We start from the raw sequence: 13,697 nt of genomic DNA, 5'->3' as shown, positions 1-13,697 counted from the left end.
TTAGTCCTCCTCTAAATATTTTTTAAGGCAACTCGCTATTACTTTTGCGAGTAACGGCGGTACCGCATTTCCTACAATCAGATTTCTTCCTTGCTTACTTGTTGAAACTATTTTGTAATCATCAGGAAATGACTGTAGGCGCAAAGCCTCTCTTACAGTAATCAATCTATCTTCTTTGTAATGGATATTACATCCTACATTAGGTCTATTGAAGTAGGTATTAATTGTATACGAAGGTTTTGATGGATCCATCCTTCCATAACAAGTTGTATGTCCGCCATCTCGTTGCAGTCTTCTAATTCTTTCAGAATTAACCTCTGGTGGTATATCCATATAATTCCCACCAGGTTTAACATGTTTAACTATATATCTGTCCAATTCACTCATCTGTGAAAAAAAGTGTTCAGATACTATTTCCCCTCTTCGCATACTTTTTTGATATGCTGTTGATGGTGTGTTTAAAAACTTAACAACACCATTCTCATCGAAGGAAGCTGGTGGCAAGTCTCCTAATGCTTCTTCTACGCTAACATATTTCTTTAATTTCAAACCATCTTCACTGTGTGTTGGTTTTGGAAAAACAAATTCTCCATTTTTCAAGCCAACCAGAATAACTCTCTTTCTTTTTTGTGGAATTCCATAGTCTGCTGCATTCATAACCTGTTGCGTAACATTATATCCAATCTCCTTAAATGCAGTTTTTAGTAATTCAACTATTTTTTCACCATTTGAGTTTTTTGCAGATAATAATCCAGTAACATTTTCAAACACAAAAGCCTTCGGCTTTACCTGTTCAATAATATGTATATATCTCCATACAAGTTGTCCTCTTTCGTCTTCCACATTTCGTTTTCCTGCTAAAGAAAAGGATTGACACGGTGGTCCACCAATTACAACATCAGCATGAGGAATAGTCTCCATATCAATTTTATTTATATCATCACAAATAATATGATTTCCTATATTCTGTTTATATGTAGTAACTGCATTAGGATTATTATCAATTGCCCAAATAACATCATACCCTTCAGCCACAAACCCCAAATCCAAGCCGCCACCTCCGGAAAACAAACTAACAACTTTAGTTTTCATTTATGATGCCCTCCAATCGTTGTTTTTTTATTTCTCTATAATCTTTTTCAATAGTTTCATTATCGACAGCACTATAAACGGACAGCACTTTCGTTATTTCTTCTATCAAATCACTATTTCCAGAACCAACTAATCTTTGTGCAAGGTTCTTAAGCTTCATAATGTCATCATCTGACATCTGATCAACAAAAGGAAATGTCAGCCGCTCTAGGTCATACCTTTGCAATTTCAGTAAACCTGCCCCATATTTTTTTCCAAAATGTTCAAGCTGATAAAATGTGTAATAATTATTCAATAATGCCATCATCAATAATTTGTCAACATAAGGTCTAATTATATAGAAATTGTCCCTCACAAACATCTCGCTATCATTGAGAATAAACTTCATGTCGTTTCTAACAAAATAGCTAAAAATAATTCCCCTACTTGGCACTATTCTAACAGAATACCAATTCTGCCCATTTTGAATTTTTGCCAACAATGTCTTAGGTTTACCATCAGTCAAAATTTTTTTCTTCCAGATATCTAAATAACATTTAACCTGTTCCGACAAGTCTTCACCAGTGCAATCAAGTAATTGATCTAATTTTGCATTATCAGTACTGTAACTAATTAAGCTTTTAGGCGAAGATATAATTTTCTTAAAATGAGCACCACTACCTTTTATGTCCGGATTAATGAACATCTGATTATATCCAGTAGTCATCCCTCTCTGAATTGAAGCCAATTTATCAAATGAGCATTCAAATACAGTTCTCATACCTTCTCTTTTCAAAAGCATCGGTTCAATATCTTCACCTACAACTTCAAGATATTCTTCAATCGTGTCTAATACTGCAGTTGTCTTTACCACTTTTAGAATTACAACGTCTACAAGAGCCTCTTTCTCAAAAACATCGCCATGCAAGTAAATCACCTTTTCAGTTTTTCCTGTGTTTAGTAATGCTTTTTTAAATTGATGACCGCTCTTGGCATTCAACCAACTTGATGGAAATATAACAACAAGTTGCCCATTTATTTTTAATAAATCCATCGCTTTCAAAATAAAATACATATACATATTTGCAGTACTAGGAAGAGTATTAAAAATTACATTTTTTCGAAGTTTTTCCTTTGTTATCCCAAGGTATTGCAAATCATCTATTTTTTCCTGCCTTATATACGGAGGATTCATAATGATACCATCAAAACCCTCTGAAGATTCAAATTGTAAAAAGTCCTGATTTAATAACTTATATTCTTCGAATTTATTTTTTTGCATTTCATACAAAGCAGTATCAACTTCACATCCAGTAACATTTTTAAATTCATCAGATTCAAGCGCTTCTAAAAAAGCCCCTGCGCCAAAACAAGGATCCAACACAGCGGCTTCTTTCGGTAAATCAAATAGAGATGTCATGTATTTGGCAACAACTTGCCTCGTGAAAACTTGGCCCAAATCAGCCATATCAAAACCTCCTATTCAATTGCACTTTTTCCACTTTTAACCCAAGCGTCTATTTCAGATGCTTTGAATTTCCACTGCTTTCCAATTTTGTGAGCGGGAATGCCTTTATTTTTTCTAATCCAGTCACGGATAGTACCGGGCTTAACACCTAGATATTCTGCGGCTTCATCAATATTTATCCATTTATCATTTATCGAATCTGTCATTTTGTACCTCCATCGATTTAGTTGCAATTATACAAATATCATTATATCACTTTCTCTTTAGGTTTCCAATATGTTTAATAGCGTTTATTGTTATTTATTTCTATCTGTTATTGCTATTCAAAGAAACTCAAAAGCATCATATAAACATCTTCTATGATAGTGTGCATAATTGAACGATTGCTATTTTGTACCTACTTTTGAACGATTACATTTTCAACTCAAACTTCGCAGATGAATAATCTCTGTAACCCTTGAAATATCTATCTTCTTGGCAAATAAAATAGCATGAGCAACATCCATTTGGTATAATTTTAAGTGTCAACCAAAAACATCCAATGGAGGCTCATGCTATGAACAGTATAACACAAAACCACCAAGACGAGGAACTGCTTTCTAAGAAAATGCAGGTCTTTTTCCGTCGCTATCAAGTCGTTCGCATTCTCCGTGCGACAAATGCGTACAAGCTTCGCGGCGTCCCTGTCCTCAGTATCTTCCTGCTGGTTTTCCGCATGGTGTTCCAGCAGCGTTCCGTCTGCACGCAAATGCATCTCCAAAGCGCCGCCATGCCTTTCGGCAAGGATACGTTCTACCGCTTCATGAACTCTTGCCGGATCCACTGGCGCAGATTCACGACAGAGCTTGCCGCCGCCATCATCCATGACACGCTCGCTCCCCTGACTCATGCGGATCGCATCAACGTGCTCATCCTTGACGATTCCATCTACCATCGCGCCCGCTCCAAAAAGGTGGAGCTTCTCGCCCGCCTCTACGATCATGCCAAGAAGGAGTTCTCCTACGGCTTCCGCATGCTCACGCTCTGCTGGTCGGATGGCAATACGCTTCTGCCTGTCAGCCATACGCTGCTCTCTACCGAGAATACGAAGAATCGCCTCCGTGAGGCGTCACGGAAAGTGGACGCTCGTTCCAATGGCGGCAAGCAGCGAAAACTTGCCCAGCAGAAGGCAACCGAGGTGATGCTGCAGCTCCTACAGGAAGCGAAGGCTGCCGCTATCCCAGTGCGCCACGTCCTGTTCGACACATGGTTCTGCTCCCCGGCATCGCTCCTGAAGATTCACGGTCTTGGCTACGATGTGGTCGCCATGGCAAAGAAGACGGAAAAGATACACTACATCCATCAAGGATGCCTGCAGGATGTGAAGGCGATCTACAAGCAACACCGAAAGCGGCGTGGCCGCTCGAAGTATCTGCTGAGTGTGGAAGCCGCTGTCGTCAAGGGCGAAGAATCTCTCCCCGTGCGCCTTGTCTTTGTCCGCAACCGCAACCATCGGAAGGACTGGCTGGTATTGGTGACGACGGACATGAGCCTCACGGCGGAAGAAGTCATCCGCATCTACGGCAAGCGCTGGGGCATCGAGGTGTTCTTCAAGGTGTGCAAGAGTTTCCTGCGCTTGGAGAAGGACTGCCGCTCTCTTTCGTATGACGCGATGACAGCGCATGTCTCCATCGTGTTCACGCGGTACATGTTCCTGGCACTGGAGCAGCGCGAGTGCAAGGATGCACGAAGTCTGGGGAAGCTGTTCTACCTATCTGTGGATGAGTTGCCGGATGTGTGCTTCGTGGAAGCCATGCGCCTCCTTTTGCTGCTGTTTGTTGAACGACTCCAAGAGAAGCCCATGCTGGATGAAGGGGAGATCCATGAACAGCTGCAAGGCTTCTTGAAAGAGCTTCCTGTACTGTTGTCGCAAAAACTACGAAAATGTGCATAAGGAGAGTGTTTTCATTGGCATAAAGTCAGTGTTTTCAAGGTATGTAGAATGTTTTTGATGTGCGAAGTTTGAGTTATACTATATAACATATTGTATAGGAAACCATGACAAAAATACGACATATCCTTTTGTCTTTCTGTCAATAATAATATAAGGAAGTAGCAAAAACATGCGTGCTACCGCCCATATCAAAGAATAATTTTTAAGAATAACTGATAGTCACAATTTTTAAATAGCTACCTGTTTATCCTCATATTGTATCGTTATCGACGTTACTTCGTTCATTGCCACGACCAAAATGATACGAGAGGGAAACGTCAGCGTCGCATTGACGCGTGCCACAGTCACAGCGCCGTCCTCCAACGGCTGGCGCAAGACTTCCAGCGTCGACTTGCCGAACTCCGGCAGCTCGTCGAGAAACAGCACGCCGTGATGCGAGAGCGTCACCTCGCCCGGACGCGGGATGCTGCCGCCGCCGATCATCGCCACCGTCGACGTCGTATGATGCGGACTGCGAAAGGGACGCGTCTCGACGAGACCGCTGCCGTCCTTCAAGAGCCCCGCGATGCTGTAGATCTTCGTCACCTCAAGCGCCTCCTGCCGCGTCATCGGCGGCAGAATCGACGGCAGGCGTCGCGCGAGCATCGTCTTGCCCGAGCCTGGAACGCCGACCATCAGAAGATTGTGCCCGCCTGCCGCCGCAATCTCAAGCGCACGCTTGGCGAAGAACTGCCCCTGTACATCGGCAAAGTCATCCGAAGGCACTTCCATATCGCTTGCGGTACTGGGCTTCACCTCCAACGGAAGCAGTTCCGTTTTGTCCAAGAGAAAATCGTACAGCTCGCGCAAGTTTTTCGGCGCATACACGCGGATGCCATCGACGAGCAATGCCTCACTGCCGTTGCCGGGCGCGACGAAGATTTCACGAAAGCCATGCTCCTTCGCCCCGACCGTCATGGAGAGCACGCCGCGCACACTTCTAAGCTCCCCCTCCAACGAAAGCTCCGCCGCAAACAAGGCACGCTCCATGCGCTCTGCTGGAATCAGCCCATACGCCGCCAAAAGCCCGACGGCGATCGGCAGATCGAGTCCCGAGCTGTCCTTTCGTATGTCCGCAGGCGCAAGATTGATCGTCACCCGCGCAGGCTTGAGCTTCACGCCCGTATTCTTGATCGCCGTGCGCACACGCTCACGCGACTCCTTCACCGCCGTATCAAGAAGCCCGACAATGTCGAACGCAGGAAATCCATAAGAAACATCGACCTCGACATCGATGATCCTCCCATCGACTCCGAAAGTCACCGCACCATACGATTTAGCAAACACAAGGCTGCACCTCTTTTTGATTGGAATGGTGTTTCTTATTTGCTATTTTTCTCCATTTATGAAATGTATTCCTGCTTTTGATGGAAAATTGCGGCGAATACCAAAATCCCACTTCTGCATTCTGCAAATATGGCTAAGCGAGATTGACTGTCACCCGCCCCTTCGACTCCTTCACCGACGTATCGGGAAGCCCCACCAGCTCAAACCCCGGCAGCCCGGGTGACACATCCACCTCAACGTCGATAATCCGTCCGTCAATCCCGAGGGTCGTCGCAGCATAGATCCTTGCAAACAACGGCTCTCTCCCACGTTTCAAATATAAGAAAATTATAACACAGGAGAGAGGAAGATGCCTAATGATTCTTTCTAACAAGACGAAATGAACGCTTGCCTTTATGAAGTACCCCACAAAAAAGTGCGCTCTTGTACCCCTCCCCACCGTGCACTATAGCTTGAGATAGAAATGGAGGTATCCCTATGAAGTCACTGATTATCACCGCACATCCGAACCTCGGAGAATCTGTCATCAATAAACACTGGCTGGAAGAACTGCGCAAGCATCCAGACCTTTGTACAATCCTTGTTCTTTCCGAACACTATCCCGACGGTCAAATCGATATTGAAATCTCGGTCGACACTACCCGAAATTTTTTGAAAAACCGGGAATAGCGTGATGCCGCAGAGAATTATTCACTTCATGAGATTATGAAATCAGTGAACGGAGGGGGATACGATGAAGATTGAGCATATTGCAATGTATGTGAATGATTTGGAGGCAGCGAAGAATTTCTTCGTAAAATATCTGAACGGTAATGCCAACGATGGATACCACAAAAAAATACGGACTTCCGCTCTTATTTCATCTCTTTTGACGACGGGGCAAGACTAGAAATTATGAAGAAACCCGAAATGACGGATGAAAAGAAAACACTCGCCAGAACAGGCTTTATCCATGTTGCTTTCAGCGTTGGCAGCAAAGAAGCGGTTGATGCCCTTACCGCTCGTATCGGACAGTCGAGCATAACAGAATCAAAATTTATGGACGAAGATTTTTTAGCGCGGCATCGAAGCGCTCTTGTGGCGTTTCATAACCTAGAATTTTGCATGGCAGCGTATTGATCCAATCCTCTACGCGCTGCACTTCTTCCTCGCTCAAGTTCGTCATATCCATGCTCTTCGGAATGAAATACCGAACGAGTGCATTCTGCTTCTCGTTCGTTCCACGTTCCCAAGGGGCATAAGGATGAGCATAGTACACCTTCGCCTCTGGAACAGCTTCTTGCAGACGAGCAAACTCGCTCCCATTGTCGCAAGTGATCGTACGAAATACCTGTGAAAATTGTGCCCCATAGAGCTCTCTTAGTTTGGCAATCCCTTCGGCAACCGCCTCTGCGGTCTTTGCACGAATCTTTACAAGATGTCTTTTTCGCTTCTTACGTTCATCTGCGGCAAGTAGAACAGGATCCGTTCCCTTTTTCCCGACGATGGTGTCAAGTTCCCAATTTCCAAAGGTGGAGCGTTCGTCAACAAGAGGGTTACGGCAGTCAATACTCTCACCGAGCGTCCTGCCATCGTCATGGTTCTTTTTCTCTTTGCGCTTACGACGGCGTACCTTCTGGCGCAGGTCGATGCTTTTGACCTTGAGCAGCCCCATCGCAATATAGTTGTAGATGGTCTTTGTGCAGACAGACACATCGAACAGATTCATACGCTTGGCACGCCCGCAGATCGCATCAGGAGAGTGTTTGTCTTTGAAAATGGCGTTTTCTACATACCGGATGAAGTCCTATGCTGCGTTAAATTTGGACGGTTTTCCGGAGTTCTCACGATTGTGCTCATAGCGGATTTGACCGGACTGTGTAAAATACTGCTCGTAGTACGCCCAATCAGAACGCTTCTGCGTTACCGTGCCGCGCTTTATTTCCTCGTACAAGGTGGGGCGGGCGATGCCAAGGTCTTTGGCGATTTTCACCTTGGGGACACCAAGACGCAGCATCGCTTCGATCTGCCCGCGCTGATAGGCGTTTAAGTGTTTGAATGTGCGGCGTTTTGTGGTAGAATGAGTGCGGGGCATACAGAACCTCCTGGTGGTGTTTGTGCAAAGATATTTTACCAGATTGATTCTGTACGTTCTACTTTTTTATGTGTCCGATTTCATTTTACAATGAACCATAATGGAAGTATCAAATCATTTCAAGGGGAGAGAAATATCTATGAAAATCATTGCCATCAACGGAAGTCCCCGTCGTACCGGCAATACCGCTGCCTATTTGCGTAAGGCTCTGGAAGGGGCTGCCTCTGTGGGGGCCGAGACGGAATGCATCGATTTGTATACCTTGCATTACAAAGGCTGCCTCAGCTGTTTTTACTGCAAACGGAAGGATAAGGAACACGGCGTATGCATCGTCAAAGACGATTTGACTCCGGTCCTGGAAAAAGTGAAGCAGGCCGATGGAGTCCTTTTTGGTTCTCCCATCTATTTCATGAATCTGACTTCCGGGATGCAGGCATTCCTGGAACGACTGCTTTTTTCAAATTATATCTACAGCAGGGAAATTCCCTCCGTATTAGGTAAAAAGCTGCCTTCCGCTTTTGTGTATACCATGAACGTTACGGTGGAACATGCCAAAGAGTACCATCTGCAGGACAGCCTGGCTCCCTATGAAACGTTCGCCACAAACATCCTGGGGACGGTGCCTCACAAACTTTGCGCTTTCAATACCCTGCAGTTCAAAGATTACAGTCAATATGAATCATCCGTGTTCTCTGAAGCGGATAAAAAAGCCTATTACCAAAAGCATCATGCGGAAGAAATGCAGCAGGCCTTCGATCTGGGGAAACAGCTGACCCTGGAAGGTAGATAAACGCCCAACGCCAATTGGGTGGAACTCCGTTTTTCTCCTTCCATGAACCCGCTGTCCGGATTCCATCCTTCGGCCGCTGACCGTTAACCGTTGACCGCTGACAGAAAAGGGAGTACTGCATATTTTGTGCAGCACTCCCTTTTCTGCTATAATCAATCCCAGAAAACGCTTAGTAGTAGGAATCGCCCAAAACACTACTACTTTTACCTCAAACTTCGTAGATAAATAATCCGCTGTAAGCCTTGAAAAATCAATCTTTCCAAACAATAAAATAGCATGAGCGACATCTATTTGGTATAATTTAAGTACGCCACAAAAACATCCAATGGAGGCTCATGCCATGAATAGTATAGCGCAAACCAACCAATCTGAGAAACAGCTTTCCGAGAAAATGCAATATTTTCTTCGACGTTACCACGTCAGTCGCATTCTTCGTTCTGCAGACACCTACAAACTCTGCGGCTTCCCTGTTCTAGGCATCTTTATCGTCGCCTTTTCCACCATCTTCACACAGCGTTCCTTCTTCATGCAGATCCACCTGCAACCCGGCGTTATCCCCTTTGCCAAGGACACGCTCTACCGTTTCATGAATTCCTGCCATATCCACTGGCGCAGATTCACAACAACCCTAGCTGCCACACCATCATCCAACCGACCATCGCTCCCCTGACTCATGCAGATCGCATCAACGTGCTCATCCTTGACGATTCCATCTACCATCGCACCCGCTCCAAAAAGGTGGAGCTTTTCGCCCGCCTCTACGACCATGCCAAGAAGGAGTTCTCCTATGGCTTCCGCTTACTCCTCCACAACTTCTATACTTTTAAATGTATACCTTTATCTCTTAAATTTTCTATGCAATCAGCCAGATATTCAATATTATGCTCTTTGTAAATTGGACTGCCTATAATTTCCTCTTTAAGATTATCGTACTTTTCTGCTGTCCTTCCTCTATAATTTTTATCCTTCCATTCTGCAGAAACATTATATCCTCTTTTTTCCATCTCCTCCATAACCAATACATGGTAAATAAAAAGATGATATGGGGAATATGTAAACACATAGTCCACAGTTTTATGTTTCTTTTTCCATCCATTGCCCCTCAGAGCACAACATTCCCTATGTTGTCCAAGAAGCTGATTTTTGGGCAATAAATGGATAAGTTTTTCATGCCATAGTCTCATATTGTTCTCCCGTTAACAAAGTTGATTTTTCTAAGGAAACGCTGATAAACCACGGATAATAAGACTCGCGTTATCCACAGGCATCAATTCTACAGTTTCCCATGTAAAAAGTGCAAAATCATGCCCCTATTTCTTTCGTTTCTTCCAGAAAATTCTCGTTTTATCGGGAATTTTCTGGAAGAAGGGTGCACTTAGGGAACCCCCGTCCTCGATGCACTGCTGCGGGCAAAGACTTGCACACGTACCGCAACCAATACAGACCTCCGTGATGAAAAAGTCTTTTTCCGTAACAGAAGCTTTTTCAAGCGCAAGACTCTCGCAGCAGATGGGACTTTGCCCAAGATCAAAGAACTCAATGCGCCCCTCCGCAATAACAAAGGCCTCGAGATATAATGCGTATCCCCGGATAGACCTCATTCAGCAACGGATTCTCTTCAAAAATACGGTCAATCATCGCGTGTTGTTCCGCATCTGCAAGCCGCTCGGCACGCCCCATAAGGTGTACCGTCTGCCACTTGTCATTCAGTCCTGTTACAGCAACGATAGAATTCGCCAGAAGCTCCTTACAGAAATCCTTGCCACGTGCCGTGCAAAAAAGAGATGCCCCTCCTCCTTCAACATCACATCAATGATCCGCACTGCGGGCAAACCATTTCTATCAAGCGTTGCAAAGGCGCAGACCCGTATGCCGCGCAACAGTTTCAGACATTCCTAGCTCTTGATATAATACGAGCCTCTCCTTCATGTCAAATATAAAATAATCATAACATAGAATACGCGATGCTGCCTAATGATTCTTTGCAAAAAGAGATTCTAAGCGCCAAATATGACGAATGGGATCTCTTTTTGCATCCTTGGAGATTATCTTCCAGCATTAATTTCAATCCCACCCTTGAAAACAACGACTACTGCACCATCCGCCTTGACCACAACGTAATCAAGCAGCCCGCCCCACAGCTCCTCGTCAAACGCAACCTGCTCCCCGTTGATACCACATACCACTTGAATCATGCTCTCCAAGGTGTTTCTCTTGCTCTCCCTCTCGGCAATTTGGTCATCCAACTTTTCCAAATGCCCCCGCTTCTCCAGATAGCGTTTGTGAATCTCATTTTCCTGTTTCAGATACACCGTCTGATCCTGTGCCACCCGTGCATTCTCACGAATCAGTGTTTCAAGACGTTCTGCCAAAACGCTGAGTTCCTGCTCTACTTTATCCCGTTCCTCCACCAACTCTCCCGTTTGGCAAACGCCGTCAATCAGGGAGCGGAGTTCCGCAATCACGTTCTCTTGGACCTCCACCAAGGAGTTCAGTGCCTTGACGAAAGTCTGTTTGATTTCCTCCTCCGTCAGATGCCTTGTGCTGCACGGCTTGCCCCTGTGGGCATATTTCTTGTTGCAGCGGTAGATGACTCTGCGGTACTTGTCCGTGGAGGGCCAGACCTTCGCCCCGTACCAGCCGCCGCAGCAGCCGCATTTGATTTTGTTTGCAAAGATACTCACACCACTGTGCTTGCCGCCGTTTTCTCGTGCCTTGATTTCTGTCTGCACGAAATCGAATAAGTCCGGCGGGATAATTGCCTCGTGGTGCGCCTCCACATAATACTGCGGAATCTCGCCTGTGTTCTTCCGTCGCGTCTTATCGAGGAAGTCTGCCGTATACTCTTTCTGGATCAGCGCATCACCACGGTACTTCTCGTTTGTAAGGATGGAACGCACCGTAGAAATGTACCACTTGTCCTTTCCCGACGGGGATTTGATACCGCGCTTCTCCAGTTCCTTGGTAATAGCGTAGAAGGATCGCCCGCCAAGGAAGAATTTGTAAATGAGCTTCACCACTTTCACCTGTTCCGCATTCACCTTGAAGTCCTTGTCATAGCCGAGAAATGCACTGTAGCCCACACTGATCTTGCCCTCGGCGAACTGCTTGCGCTTGCCCCATGTCGTGTTCTCCGAGATGCTGCGGCTCTCCTCCTGAGCCAGGCTAGACATAATCGTGATGAGGAGTTCCCCGTCCTCGGATGTGGAATCAATGTTCCCGCGCTCGAAACGGACGGCGATCCCCTTCTCTTTCAAGCGTCGGACGGTATAAAGGCAATCTACAGTACAGTGTCGCGGGCAAAGCGGCTGATGCTTTTGACGAGCACCAAATCAATCTTCCCGGCGTTGCAGTCCGCAATCAGCCGCTTGAACTCCGTCCGATACGCGGTACTTGTGCCTGTGATTCCTTCATCTGCGTACACACCTGCGTACTCCCATTCAGGATTCTTCTGGATGAGGGTGCTGTAGTAACTGACCTGCGCCGCAAGAGAGTGGTGAAGCGTATCCACAGAAATGCGGGCATATGCGGCTACACGCATTTTCGGGCGCATGACAGGAACGTTTCGTTCAATTCTTCGTATTTTCATCTCATCCGCTCCTTTTCACTCCCATATTCCCGTACTATCCGCACGATAGCAAGTCAATATCTGAAAATAGAAGCCCGATGACGGGGCGATATTTCTCGCGCATTTTCGCTTCAAGGGCAATATACTCGTTCTCTGACAAAAGTCCGCTCTGCAGCATTTTCCATGAAGCACGCATCACCATCTGATACATCACTTCCCCAAGTCCTTCTTCCTTGCTCATTTCAACATCTCCCTTCATGGAACAACAGACAAAAACGGCACTTTTGGTCACCTTTGGAGGCATAAAAATAACCCGACGATCATTCGCCGGGCGTTGAGGTTAAACTAATTATTGATTTTTAAGACTATGCACCATGTCCTGTAATTTCTGCGGAACGGGAAGCCCCATCCGTGCTGCGTTCTCGATGATCGAGATTCCTTCATTCGAGATGAAGAGAAATGCCTGATCTCGTATTCACATTCATGTATCCACATTACTCCATGCAGATGACAATCTTTCCCTGCACCTTATGGCCATCAAGGTCAATCAGCGCCTGCCTGATGTCGTCGAAACAATATACCGCTCCGGTGAGCGGCTTTAAGTTATACTTGTCTATAAAACTGAAAATGTCCCTCAAATCATCATCCGTTGGATCATTCGAGTGAAACCCGGTCAGATATACGCCATTTGGTATGTGATTCAGCGGCGAAAAGTTCTGGAATGCAAACACATTTCCAAGAACGCCAGTATGACAAATGATGCCGCCGGGTTCTACTGACCGCATCGTATCAAATAATGTTTTGCAACCAATCAGTTCCAGTGCCTTCGTTGCTCCGCAAATCTTGTCGGCGATCTCTCCATCGTCAAGGACAGATTCATCCGCACCGCCTTCCTGAAGCAAATGCAGGTGTTTGTCCCGGTGTGTGGTTGCGATGATTTTACAGCCAAGTGCCTTGGCCAGCTGCATCGCGGCATACCCCAGAGCGCAGCTTGCGCCGCGGATCAGAAGCGTGTCATCACGCCTCAGCTGCAGACGCTGCATCAGCGATCCCCATGCGGTATAGTAGGTTTCAGGAACAGCGCCCATCTCGATCCAACTCAGTTCCGTATCGACCGGAAACACATGATGTCGCGGCAAAAGTGCATATTCGGCATAGCTGCCGTCAAAGCTTCTCCCCATGCCGCCCATAAGGGCGACCACCTTTTGTCCAACACTCAGGTCTGTATCGGACGCATCCTCGATCACGCCTACGCATTCAATGCCGGGGATGACGGGTTTCTTGATATAATCCCGCAGGATTTCATATTCCCGGAGAATCTGCTCCGAATGGTTCAGTCCAAACGCCTTGATCTTTACAAGCACCCATCCCGATTTGACGGCAGGAACAGCAACCTTGGAAAACACGATGTCTTCTGCTGTTGTCGGCTTATCGATCACAATCGTTCTCATTGTTTTCATGTGGCAT

The 13,697-nt window shown here is 45.9% G+C and carries 16 protein-coding genes and 2 pseudogenes; 5 read left to right on the top strand and 13 right to left on the bottom strand.

Annotated elements, in window-relative coordinates; all coding sequences use genetic code 11:
- From RWS31_RS02000 to RWS31_RS01990, 3 genes are read right to left on the bottom strand one after another with little or no spacing between them, the layout of a single operon-like run.
- Complete coding sequence (locus RWS31_RS02000; RefSeq protein WP_314595654.1) at positions 1 to 1,092, bottom strand: DNA cytosine methyltransferase; 1,092 nt, start codon at positions 1,090 to 1,092, stop codon at positions 1 to 3.
- Positions 1,082 to 2,539: an Eco57I restriction-modification methylase domain-containing protein gene (locus RWS31_RS01995; RefSeq protein ID WP_314595652.1), complete on the bottom strand. Its 1,458-nt coding sequence runs from the start codon at positions 2,537 to 2,539 to the stop codon at positions 1,082 to 1,084. Before RWS31_RS01995 ends, RWS31_RS02000 begins: the two co-directional genes overlap by 11 nt.
- 11 nt (positions 2,540 to 2,550) lie before the next feature.
- Positions 2,551 to 2,745, bottom strand: coding sequence for a helix-turn-helix domain-containing protein (locus RWS31_RS01990; protein WP_314595650.1), 195 nt, complete (start codon positions 2,743 to 2,745; stop codon positions 2,551 to 2,553).
- Positions 2,746 to 3,095: 350 nt separating this feature from the next.
- Here RWS31_RS01990 and RWS31_RS01985 point away from each other — a divergent pair, with 350 nt between their 5' ends.
- Positions 3,096 to 4,472 carry a transposase gene (locus tag RWS31_RS01985; protein ID WP_314595648.1) on the top strand — a complete coding sequence of 459 codons (1,377 nt, stop codon included), beginning with the start codon at positions 3,096 to 3,098 and terminating at the stop codon, positions 4,470 to 4,472.
- 228 nt (positions 4,473 to 4,700) lie between these two features.
- On the opposite strand, the gene RWS31_RS01980 is transcribed toward RWS31_RS01985, so the two are convergent.
- Together RWS31_RS01980 and RWS31_RS11030 are read right to left on the bottom strand one after the other, a co-directional pair.
- Positions 4,701 to 5,798: a YifB family Mg chelatase-like AAA ATPase gene (locus RWS31_RS01980; protein WP_314595646.1), complete on the bottom strand. Its 1,098-nt coding sequence runs from the start codon at positions 5,796 to 5,798 to the stop codon at positions 4,701 to 4,703.
- 133 nt (positions 5,799 to 5,931) lie between these two features.
- The gene (locus tag RWS31_RS11030; RefSeq protein ID WP_399553728.1) at positions 5,932 to 6,024 is read right to left on the bottom strand and encodes a magnesium chelatase domain-containing protein; all 93 of its coding nucleotides are present in this window, start codon (positions 6,022 to 6,024) and stop codon (positions 5,932 to 5,934) included.
- 251 nt (positions 6,025 to 6,275) lie between these two features.
- Here RWS31_RS11030 and RWS31_RS01970 point away from each other — a divergent pair, with 251 nt between their 5' ends.
- Positions 6,276 to 6,467, top strand: coding sequence for a hypothetical protein (locus tag RWS31_RS01970; protein WP_314595644.1), 192 nt, complete (start codon positions 6,276 to 6,278; stop codon positions 6,465 to 6,467).
- Positions 6,468 to 6,531: 64 nt separating this feature from the next.
- Positions 6,532 to 6,687: a VOC family protein gene (locus RWS31_RS01965; protein ID WP_314595642.1), complete on the top strand. Its 156-nt coding sequence runs from the start codon at positions 6,532 to 6,534 to the stop codon at positions 6,685 to 6,687.
- Between the two features lie 147 nt (positions 6,688 to 6,834).
- Here RWS31_RS01965 and RWS31_RS01960 read toward each other — a convergent pair whose 3' ends face one another.
- The gene (locus tag RWS31_RS01960; protein ID WP_314595704.1) at positions 6,835 to 7,578 is read right to left on the bottom strand and encodes an IS30 family transposase; all 744 of its coding nucleotides are present in this window, start codon (positions 7,576 to 7,578) and stop codon (positions 6,835 to 6,837) included.
- Positions 7,579 to 7,584: 6 nt separating this feature from the next.
- A complete protein-coding gene (locus RWS31_RS01955; RefSeq protein WP_314595640.1) occupies positions 7,585 to 7,872 on the bottom strand; it encodes a hypothetical protein in 288 nt (95 codons plus the stop codon).
- 139 nt (positions 7,873 to 8,011) lie between these two features.
- Here RWS31_RS01955 and RWS31_RS01950 point away from each other — a divergent pair, with 139 nt between their 5' ends.
- Positions 8,012 to 8,662, top strand: coding sequence for a flavodoxin family protein (locus RWS31_RS01950; protein ID WP_314595639.1), 651 nt, complete (start codon positions 8,012 to 8,014; stop codon positions 8,660 to 8,662).
- 340 nt (positions 8,663 to 9,002) lie between these two features.
- Entirely contained in the window at positions 9,003 to 9,332 is a 330-nt protein-coding gene (locus tag RWS31_RS01945; protein ID WP_314595637.1) for a hypothetical protein, read from the top strand.
- Between the two features lie 145 nt (positions 9,333 to 9,477).
- On the opposite strand, the gene RWS31_RS01940 is transcribed toward RWS31_RS01945, so the two are convergent.
- The 6 genes and pseudogenes from RWS31_RS01940 to RWS31_RS01915 form a co-directional block, all read right to left on the bottom strand.
- Positions 9,478 to 9,846, bottom strand: a complete 369-nt coding sequence (locus tag RWS31_RS01940; RefSeq protein WP_037366828.1) for a TIGR02328 family protein — start codon at positions 9,844 to 9,846, stop codon at positions 9,478 to 9,480.
- Positions 9,847 to 9,972: 126 nt separating this feature from the next.
- Entirely contained in the window at positions 9,973 to 10,263 is a 291-nt protein-coding gene (locus tag RWS31_RS01935; protein WP_314595634.1) for a 4Fe-4S binding protein, read from the bottom strand.
- A 444-nt stretch (positions 10,264 to 10,707) separates the two neighbouring features.
- Positions 10,708 to 12,251, bottom strand: a pseudogene (locus RWS31_RS01930) (recombinase family protein).
- 34 nt (positions 12,252 to 12,285) lie between these two features.
- Positions 12,286 to 12,471, bottom strand: a complete 186-nt coding sequence (locus RWS31_RS01925) for an SHOCT domain-containing protein (RefSeq protein WP_314595633.1) — start codon at positions 12,469 to 12,471, stop codon at positions 12,286 to 12,288.
- A 108-nt stretch (positions 12,472 to 12,579) separates the two neighbouring features.
- Positions 12,580 to 12,690: pseudogene (locus RWS31_RS01920) on the bottom strand (phage holin family protein); the annotation flags it as partial.
- Between the two features lie 34 nt (positions 12,691 to 12,724).
- Positions 12,725 to 13,690, bottom strand: a complete 966-nt coding sequence (locus tag RWS31_RS01915; RefSeq protein WP_314595632.1) for an alcohol dehydrogenase catalytic domain-containing protein — start codon at positions 13,688 to 13,690, stop codon at positions 12,725 to 12,727.
- Between the last annotated feature and the right edge of the window lie 7 nt (positions 13,691 to 13,697).

This window comes from uncultured Selenomonas sp. (assembly GCF_963528755.1).
In the GTDB taxonomy this organism is placed as follows: domain Bacteria; phylum Bacillota; class Negativicutes; order Selenomonadales; family Selenomonadaceae; genus Selenomonas.
Note: the sequence above shows the minus strand (reverse complement) of the source record. Positions and strands in the feature narration are given on the sequence as shown.

What these genes read in the sequence shown, in the direction of transcription:
- RWS31_RS01955 (WP_314595640.1), bottom strand. Translation starts at nt 7,872, where the DNA reads ATGCCCCGCACTCATTCTACCACAAAACGCCGCACATTCAAACACTTA.
- RWS31_RS01945 (WP_314595637.1), top strand. Translation starts at nt 9,003, where the DNA reads ATGAATAGTATAGCGCAAACCAACCAATCTGAGAAACAGCTTTCCGAG.
- RWS31_RS01915 (WP_314595632.1), bottom strand. Translation starts at nt 13,690, where the DNA reads ATGAAAACAATGAGAACGATTGTGATCGATAAGCCGACAACAGCAGAA.
- RWS31_RS01965 (WP_314595642.1), top strand. Translation starts at nt 6,532, where the DNA reads ATGAAGATTGAGCATATTGCAATGTATGTGAATGATTTGGAGGCAGCG.
- RWS31_RS01935 (WP_314595634.1), bottom strand. Translation starts at nt 10,263, where the DNA reads ATGAGGTCTATCCGGGGATACGCATTATATCTCGAGGCCTTTGTTATT.
- RWS31_RS01925 (WP_314595633.1), bottom strand. Translation starts at nt 12,471, where the DNA reads ATGAGCAAGGAAGAAGGACTTGGGGAAGTGATGTATCAGATGGTGATG.
- RWS31_RS02000 (WP_314595654.1), bottom strand. Translation starts at nt 1,092, where the DNA reads ATGAAAACTAAAGTTGTTAGTTTGTTTTCCGGAGGTGGCGGCTTGGAT.
- RWS31_RS01990 (WP_314595650.1), bottom strand. Translation starts at nt 2,745, where the DNA reads ATGACAGATTCGATAAATGATAAATGGATAAATATTGATGAAGCCGCA.
- RWS31_RS01970 (WP_314595644.1), top strand. Translation starts at nt 6,276, where the DNA reads ATGAAGTCACTGATTATCACCGCACATCCGAACCTCGGAGAATCTGTC.
- RWS31_RS01940 (WP_037366828.1), bottom strand. Translation starts at nt 9,846, where the DNA reads ATGAGACTATGGCATGAAAAACTTATCCATTTATTGCCCAAAAATCAG.
- RWS31_RS01985 (WP_314595648.1), top strand. Translation starts at nt 3,096, where the DNA reads ATGAACAGTATAACACAAAACCACCAAGACGAGGAACTGCTTTCTAAG.
- RWS31_RS01950 (WP_314595639.1), top strand. Translation starts at nt 8,012, where the DNA reads ATGAAAATCATTGCCATCAACGGAAGTCCCCGTCGTACCGGCAATACC.
- RWS31_RS01995 (WP_314595652.1), bottom strand. Translation starts at nt 2,539, where the DNA reads ATGGCTGATTTGGGCCAAGTTTTCACGAGGCAAGTTGTTGCCAAATAC.